This is a genomic window from Streptomyces sp. H51 (assembly GCF_035656535.1).
In the GTDB taxonomy this organism is placed as follows: Bacteria; Actinomycetota; Actinomycetes; order Streptomycetales; family Streptomycetaceae; genus Streptomyces.
Genome location: NZ_JAYMHD010000069.1, coordinates 194,471 through 201,802 on the forward strand (window position 1 = coordinate 194,471; position 7,332 = coordinate 201,802).

The window sequence follows — 7,332 nt, forward strand, 5'->3', positions numbered from 1 at the left end:
AAGAGTGTCTGCGTCGAGCCGTGTGCGGGGCGTGAGAAGCCGGCAAGCCCCACCGGGCCGTACGGCCGGCCGGCGCCGATGGCTGCGGCCGCGCTGGGTGGTGGCCGCCGTCGGCACAGCCGCCGTCGCGGTGGCTGCCGCGTTCCTCCTCACCGGCCACAGCTCCGGCTCCAGCGGTCCGCGCGTGCTGACTTCGGAGGAGGCGAACCGGCTGGCGATCATGCGGTTCCGCAACTACGAGGCGCGCGGCCGCGCGGTGACGATCACGGTGCCGGGCACCGCCGGTGGGCTGGCCGTCATCGGATCCGTCGACTACCGGGGCAAACGCGGCTACGGCGTGGTGCACGGCACCGGGCGCGACACCTCCAGCGACGGGCTGATCGAGTGGACCGCCACCTCGGTGTCCGTCCACCCGATGGCGAACGCCCCGGCGCAGGCACCCGCGTCGCCGCCCCGCTCGGGCTGGTACAGCCGTCCGCTGCGGTCGTCCGGCAGCGCACTGGACACTTCGCTGACCATCGCACTCGGTCTCGGCAGCGACCGGCCGGACAACGCCCAACTGCTGCCGCAGAACGGCGCCGTATGGTGGGGACGGGACCGAGTGCACGGGCGTCCGGTGGACGTCATGACCGGGCCGTCCTCCCGGGACCGCGCCGGTACGGCGGACAGGGTGCGTTACTGGGTCGGCTCGGACGGCACCATGTACCGGGTCCGCGTCAGCGTCGATTCCGAGCCGCAGCCGGTGCTCATCGACTTCGACACCCAGAAGTACCTTCCGGTCAAGCCGGTACCCGGAGTCACCCCGGCCCGGTAACCGCCGTTCAGGACGTCTGCACCCGCGCGTCCGCGGCGAGCAGGGACGTCGGCGGCAGCGGGATGCGGGCCGTGTCCGGTAGGGCCGGAACGGCCGGGACAACGGTGGCACCGGTGGTGCGGGCGTGCGGGAACTGCGGCTGCGGACCAGGCGCTGCGACCTCGGTGAACGGAATGCCACCGGGCGCTGTGGGCATCGCCCACCTGCCGGACGGCGAGGAGGACCCGGCGGGAAGCGGACAGGAGGCGGTGGTCGCGAGCCGGGCGGGTACCGTCGTCCGTAGCGCGTTGCCGCGCAGGCAGTTGCCGCGTCCCCGCGTGGCGGTGGGGAACGTCCAGCCGACGTCGACGCCGTTTCCGGTGAAGGTGTTGTCCACGATCTGGTTCCCGACCGGAGGGATGTCGACGGTTGCGGTGATCACCAGCCCGGCGTTGCTGTTGTCGGCGATGCGGTTGCGGATGAACCGGTTGTCGCCGCCGCCGTCGATACCGATGCCGGTGCCCCATCCGCCGTCGGCCTGCTCCGGGGTGGCCTTCTGCTGGTTGGCGGCGATCAGATTGCCCGCGATGACGGCGCCCCGCTGCGGGAGCAGCTTCTCCTGGTGGTCGGAGTCGGTGGTCAGACCGACCCGGTTGCCGACCAGGCGGTTGCCGACCACGTACATGTCGCCGCCGGCGTTGGTGCCCTCGTAACCGACCGCGTTGAGTTCGGCGATGTTGTCCCGCACCACGATGCGACACGGCTTGCACTGCCCGACGTAGATCCCCGAGTCCGCCCCGCCCGACGCGTACGAGTGCTCGATGACACCGTTCTGCGCGGAGAACGCGTAGATGCCGTACAGTCCGTTGCGGGTCGCGGTCACATGCGAGACCAGGAACGACTTCAGGAAGGTGACGGGCTCATCGCCGGTGTCGTAGCCGCCGCTTCGCCCCGGCAGCCCGGCGGCGGCCGCCGCCGAACCGGTGACCAGCACCCCGTTCTGCGTGTTGTTCCGCACGGTCAGGTTCTCCACGGCCACTCCGGGCGCCGTGACGACGACACCGTTCGGCTGCTGCAACCGTCCGTCGATGACCACCTTGTCCCGGGATTCACCACGAAGAGTGATGCGAGCCGTGTCGATCCTCACCGTCTCGTGGTACACGCCCGGAGCCACCAGCACCAGATCACCGGGGTGAGCGAGCGACACCGCATCCGAGATCGTCGGGGCGTCGGCAGGTACTCGGACGGTCACCTGCGCACCGGTCGGCCGCCGGCCTTTGCCCGATCCGCCGTCACCGCCGCCGCCACAGCCGACCACAAGCGACAGCGTGCCCAGTACCGCGGCTAACACGCGAAGAGCTGATCGAGGCATGATCCCAGTCTGGCATCACCCCTGACTCCGTACGCCCGATTCCGCGCCGGAGTCGAAAGGTCGACCGGCACGCGCGATTCGGGTGTGGCACTCTGCACCCCATGCACCGAGCCGATCACCACCCGTCACGCCGCGCCTTCCTCGACGCCACCGGCGCCATGATGGCCGTCGGTCTGACCGCCGGGTGCACACCGGACTCCGCGCAGCCGGGCCGGCACGCCCCTGCCGCGGCGGCCGCGCCGACGCGGGTCGCGGCGACCGGCCGGCACCAGGCAGGCATCACGCTCCCCCAGCCGGCCCAGGGCAACCTGCTGGCCGTGGTGGCCGACCTCGGTGCCGCCGTGGCTCCAGGCCCGTTACTGGCCGAACTCGGCCAGGCCATCAGCGCACTCGCCGCGGGGACCGACCCGCGACTGCTGGGCCTGCCGCCGGGCGACCTCACCGTGACCGTCGGCGTGGGCACGCGGCTGGTGCGCACGGCCGGTGCCTCGCTTCCCGGCGCGGCCGACCTCCCGCGATTCTCCCGCGAGCGGATCGCCCCACGGGCCCGCGGCGGAGACCTGCTGATACAGATCTGCGCCAGCGACCCGCTGCTCCTGCCGGTCGTGGCCGCAGCCCTCCTGGACCAGGCCGGTGACCGCGTCCATGAACGCTGGCGGCAGTCCGCACGCCGCGGTACGAACGTGCCCCTCGGCAACGGCCTTACCGCGCCACGAAATCCGCTCGGTTTCATCGACGGCATCGTGGGCCCCCACACGGCCACCGAACAACAACGCGACCTGTGGCTGGCCGGGCCCCCCGCTGTCGCCGGTGGCACCCTTGCCGTACTGCGGCGCATGGAACTCGACCTGCCGCGGTTCGCCGCCCTGTCCTTGGCCGATCAGGAAGCCGTCTTCGGACGGCGCCGGGCCAGCGGCGTCCCACTCTCCGGCGGCCCCGTCGGCTCGGGCCCGGACCTCGGCGCCAAGACACCGGACGGACGCTACCTCGTGCCTGCTGACGCCCACGTGCGCAGGGCGAACCCCGCCGTGGTCGGCGCCGGCCTCATGCTCCGCCGCTCCTACAGCACCGACGAGCCCGCTCCCGGCCTGCTCTTCATCAGCTTCCAGAACGACCTGCGGACCTTCACCGCCACCCTCACCCACATGGACACCGCCGACGCACTGCTGCGGTTCACCACCACGACCGCCAGCGCGACATTCCTGATCCTCCCCGGCTTCGACCGACAGCACCCGCTCGGCTCCCGGCTGTTCGCCTGACCACGCCACGTCCTGCGCCGTCGCTCCGGCCTGACCAGCCGGCCGACCGGCAGCGGCCCGGCCCGGGAGGAGCCGTCGATCCGGTTCCTGATCTCGTCCCGGATCGGGCGGACGGCCCCGACGCCCTTGCGTGGACGGGGGGAACGGTCCTCCCCGCTGCGGCGGAGGCCGGGCGACCCCGCCGAACGCGCGCCGGGCGGGGCTGGTTTGCTGTCGGTCTGAGCGGCAACGCGGTGTCCATGAGTGAACCGAACAGCAAACCGAGTCGAGATTCCGCAGCGACGCGGAGCACGGCCGCCAAGGCCCGGCGGACCGCCGGGAAGGCGACCGGCCCCGCCTCGAAGGCGGCGGACAAGGCCGCTGCGGCGAGTGCTGACACGGCGTCGAAGGCGCAGGACACCGCGAAGGACACGGCCGAGCGCACGGCCGGGGCGGCCGGCCAGGCCGTGCAGACCGCGGCCAGGGGCGTCGACGCGGGACGGCAGGCCGTCGTCGCCGCGTCGGGGCAGGCCGCCGCGCTCGCCAGGACGGCGTGGACGGTGATCGCGCACCGCAAGCTCGTCGCGGCGGGCGTGGGCGCGGGCCTGACGGCGCTGAGCGCCACGTCGTACGCGGTGGGCCGGCGCGCGGGCCGGTGCGCGCACGGTCCGATCACGCGCCTGACCGGCGGGCGGATCTGACCCGCCGCACGTGCTGCCACCGCGGCCGGCCACGTCGGCCGGCCGCGCCGGCGCGATGTCGCGGCGCGTGCTCAATCACCGCCGCCCACCAGGTCGTCGAGACGCGTGCCCTGCCCCCAGCGGCGCAGGGCGAAGCCGTCGACCAGGCAGGTCCTGCCCTGACGCCGTGCCCACCGCACGTCCCGGCCGGCGAAGGTGCCGCGATGCACGACCAGACGGAGATACGGCTCCTCGCCGCCGCCGCGGTGCGGGTGGGGGTGCGGCAGGTCCTCGTCGGGCAGCGGCTCGGCCACCGGGCGGAAGGCCACCTCCAGCCGACGGCCGCCCCGGTCCCGGGCGCACAGCCGCGGACGGTCGGGCGCCGGCAGCAGCCGCACCCGCCAGCCGTCCCGCCGCAGCATGCGCGCGACGGCCAACGCCAGTTCCTGGGTGTCCAGTTCGAGCAACTCGTCCGGGGTGTAGTAGCCGAGCCGGCGGCGCGCGGCCGGTGACCGGCGCCGGACGGCGACGGTGACGGCGAGGCCGAGGACCACCACACCGGCGAGCGGGACGGCGACCCCCGCGGCGCGGTATCCCGCGGCCAGCGCCGCGACCACCGCGCACACCGCCGCCACCAGCCCCGCGAGCGACGGCAGCACTTCCCGCAGCCTGGGCCCGTAGCGTCCCTGATCGCGCAGCAGACGTACGGCGCGTCGCCTGCGGGATCGACGCGACTCACGGCGGCCGGGAGTCCACGTCTGGCGTGCCACAGTGCCGACTCCCCCCGACGCGCCGCCCGCTCCGGCCCGTGCCGGCCGCCCCGAGTGCAGGGATACCCAGCCCGCGGCCGGTTCCGTGACCGACGGAAACGATTCGGCCACGCACGTCGGCGCACTGATGCGTCAGGGGTGCCGGATGCGTCCGACGTGGCGCCGCCGAGGCCGGCGGAATCCGGCCGCCGGCTCACCGCGGCACGCGCTCACCGTGCCTTCAACGGCGGCCGCGGCTGCGGGAACGGCGGGGCGACGGTCGGGGTGTCGGCCTGGCGGAGCTCGGCGAGGAGCTGGTTCTGCCCGGCGAGAAGCTCGGTGAGGATGCGCCGCGCCGCGCGCAGCAGCTCGGCGACGTCGCCGCCGGCCAGGGCGTAGCGGACGGTGGAGCCGTCCCGTACGGAGACGACGATGCCGGACCGCCGCAGGACGGCCAGTTGCTGCGAGAGGCTGGACGGCTCGATGTCGATGTCGGCGAGCAGGTCCCGCACGGCCACCGGACCGTGCTGGAGCAGCTCCAGCACCCGGATGCGGACGGGGTGGCCGAGCATGCGGAAGAAGTCGGCCTTGGCCTGGTAGAGGGGGACGTGCATGGGCGCTCGCTCCCAGCAGGATCGGGTGGTACCGGACGGGACGGCCGCGGCGCGGCGATGTCCCGGGGTGCCGCCGCGGGGCGGCACCCCGGGATGCTGATCCTTATCGCCCCGGCCCGTGCGCAACCACACATTGGAATCATGCTGATGTGGTGACTTGAAGAAATTTTCACATCAGGGGCGTGCGAAGCCCCGGTCCCGGGTGGGCGGCCTAGATCTCGAGCTGTTCCTCCACCCGCGTCAACTGGTGGCGGGCCATGGCCAGGTTCGAGCGGGCCTTGTCCAGGACCAGGTAGAGGAACAGCCCGTTGCCGTTGCGGCCGGACACCAGGCGGATGAGGTGGTACTGGCCCTCCAGCGTGATCAGGATGTCCTCGATCCTGCTGGCCAGGCCCAGCTGTTCCATGGTGCGCACCTTGGCCCGGATGACGTCCGTGTTGCCGGCCGCGGCGATCGTCAGGTCCAGGTCCTTGCCGCCGCCCAGCGTGCCGAGCGCCATCCCGCTGGTGTAGTCGACCACCGCGGCCCCCAGCGCCCCCTCGATGCCGGCCATCATCTCCTTCAGCGACACTTCCACACTCGCCACAGCGCCTCCCCTTGTCGTCCGTAGTCGTCCGTCGACTGCGGCGGGCCGGTCTTCGTCCCGGTCCCGCGCCGATGCCCGGACCGTACGCACATCGCCCGCGCGCCCGGAGCGGGTCTGCGGGACTGACTGCGGATGACCGGACGGCGACCGGACGACGACCGGACCCGACCGCCCCTCGGCGGGAACTGACGTGTGTGCAGGGGTAGTTGTGACAGAGGAGTGCAAGAGGCCGGTCCTCCGGCACCGTTCGCCGCACCGCTTGGTCGAGTCTGGTTCGCCGTGCCGCTCGTGGCGCTCGTGGCGCGAGGGGACCGGGTGGTCATGGCACCGGAACGCTCGGCGGGGCTCCCGGTCGCGCGCTCAGCGGAGCTTGATCGCGCCGCCGTCGGCCATCACCGTCTGGCCGGTCATGTACTGGGCGTCGTCGCTCGCGAGGAAGGCGACGACCGGAGCGACGTCCCGGTCGGGGTCGCCGAACCGGCCCAGCGGCACCTTGGCCGCGGACAGCGCGTACTGCTCGGGGCGGGCCTCGGCCCACTTGGCCACGCCGGCCGTCAGAGCCATCGGGCAGATCACGTTGACGCGGATGTTCAGTGGGGCCCATTCGTTGGCCACGACGCGGCTCAGGCCGCGGATGGCCTCCTTGGCCGCCGCGTAGGAGGCCTGGTTGGGCTGGCCGTCGAGTCCGGCTCCGGAGCCGAAGTTGATGACCGACGCGCTGCCCGCCTTCTTCAGCTCCGGCAGGGCGGCGAGCATGAAGTTGCGGGTGGCGTACAGGCTGGTGTCCATGGCGAGGTTCCAGTCGTCGTCCGTCTGCTCCTCGAACGGCTTCTGCCGCGACACGCTCGCGTTGTTCACCAGGACGTCGAGCTTGCCGAAACGCTCGACGGCCGCCGCGACCGCCGAGTCGGCGACGGCCCGGTCGGACACGTCGCCGTGCAGGAAGACCAGCGCGTCGCCCAGTTCGCGGGCGAGCGCCTCCCCGGCCTCCTGCTGCAGGTCGACGATGACGACCCGGGCGCCGCGCGCGACGAACAGTTTCGTGATGGCTTCGCCGATGCCGGAGGCGCCTCCGGTCACGATGGCCGATTTGCCCTGCAGGCTGAGAGAACCCATGAGTGCTTCCTTGCGTGAACGCCTGCGGTGCAGGCTGGCCAGAACCAGAATGAATTCTAGTCTGCCACGGGAGGTGCGAAGCCCGGAAACGAGGTCACACGAGTACGTCAGCCCTTGCGGGTGTTGATCTCCTCGGTGAGCTGGGGGACGACGTCGAAGAGGTCGCCGACGACGCCGTAGTCGA

The 7,332-nt window shown here is 72.7% G+C and carries 8 protein-coding genes; 3 read left to right on the plus strand and 5 right to left on the minus strand.

Going from position 1 to position 7,332, the window contains the following annotated elements:
* The first annotated feature begins 130 nt into the window (after positions 1–130).
* Positions 131–814: a hypothetical protein gene (locus tag VKA29_RS25340; RefSeq protein WP_420718561.1), complete on the plus strand. Its 684-nt coding sequence runs from the start codon at positions 131–133 to the stop codon at positions 812–814.
* A 7-nt stretch (positions 815–821) separates the two neighbouring features.
* Here the strand turns inward: VKA29_RS25340 and VKA29_RS25345 are convergent, their stop codons facing one another.
* Positions 822–2,165 (minus strand): right-handed parallel beta-helix repeat-containing protein, encoded by a 1,344-nt coding sequence (locus VKA29_RS25345; protein WP_324788271.1) that lies wholly within the window; start codon positions 2,163–2,165, stop codon positions 822–824.
* Positions 2,166–2,266: 101 nt separating this feature from the next.
* Between VKA29_RS25345 and VKA29_RS25350 the strand changes: the two genes are divergently transcribed.
* Together VKA29_RS25350 and VKA29_RS25355 are read left to right on the plus strand one after the other, a co-directional pair.
* Complete coding sequence (locus VKA29_RS25350; protein WP_324788272.1) at positions 2,267–3,424, plus strand: Dyp-type peroxidase; 1,158 nt, start codon at positions 2,267–2,269, stop codon at positions 3,422–3,424.
* Between the two features lie 239 nt (positions 3,425–3,663).
* Positions 3,664–4,104, plus strand: a complete 441-nt coding sequence (locus VKA29_RS25355; protein ID WP_324788273.1) for a hypothetical protein — start codon at positions 3,664–3,666, stop codon at positions 4,102–4,104.
* 71 nt (positions 4,105–4,175) lie between these two features.
* Here VKA29_RS25355 and VKA29_RS25360 read toward each other — a convergent pair whose 3' ends face one another.
* The 4 genes from VKA29_RS25360 to VKA29_RS25375 form a co-directional block, all read right to left on the minus strand.
* On the minus strand, positions 4,176–4,853 hold the full coding sequence (locus VKA29_RS25360; protein WP_324788274.1) for a hypothetical protein: 678 nt from the start codon (positions 4,851–4,853) through the stop codon (positions 4,176–4,178).
* Positions 4,854–5,062: 209 nt separating this feature from the next.
* On the minus strand, positions 5,063–5,446 hold the full coding sequence (locus VKA29_RS25365) for a metalloregulator ArsR/SmtB family transcription factor (RefSeq protein ID WP_324788275.1): 384 nt from the start codon (positions 5,444–5,446) through the stop codon (positions 5,063–5,065).
* A 211-nt stretch (positions 5,447–5,657) separates the two neighbouring features.
* Complete coding sequence (locus tag VKA29_RS25370) at positions 5,658–6,032, minus strand: hypothetical protein (protein ID WP_324788276.1); 375 nt, start codon at positions 6,030–6,032, stop codon at positions 5,658–5,660.
* A gap of 360 nt (positions 6,033–6,392) precedes the next feature.
* Entirely contained in the window at positions 6,393–7,148 is a 756-nt protein-coding gene (locus VKA29_RS25375; RefSeq protein ID WP_324788277.1) for an SDR family NAD(P)-dependent oxidoreductase, read from the minus strand.
* Positions 7,149–7,332: the final 184 nt, after the last annotated feature.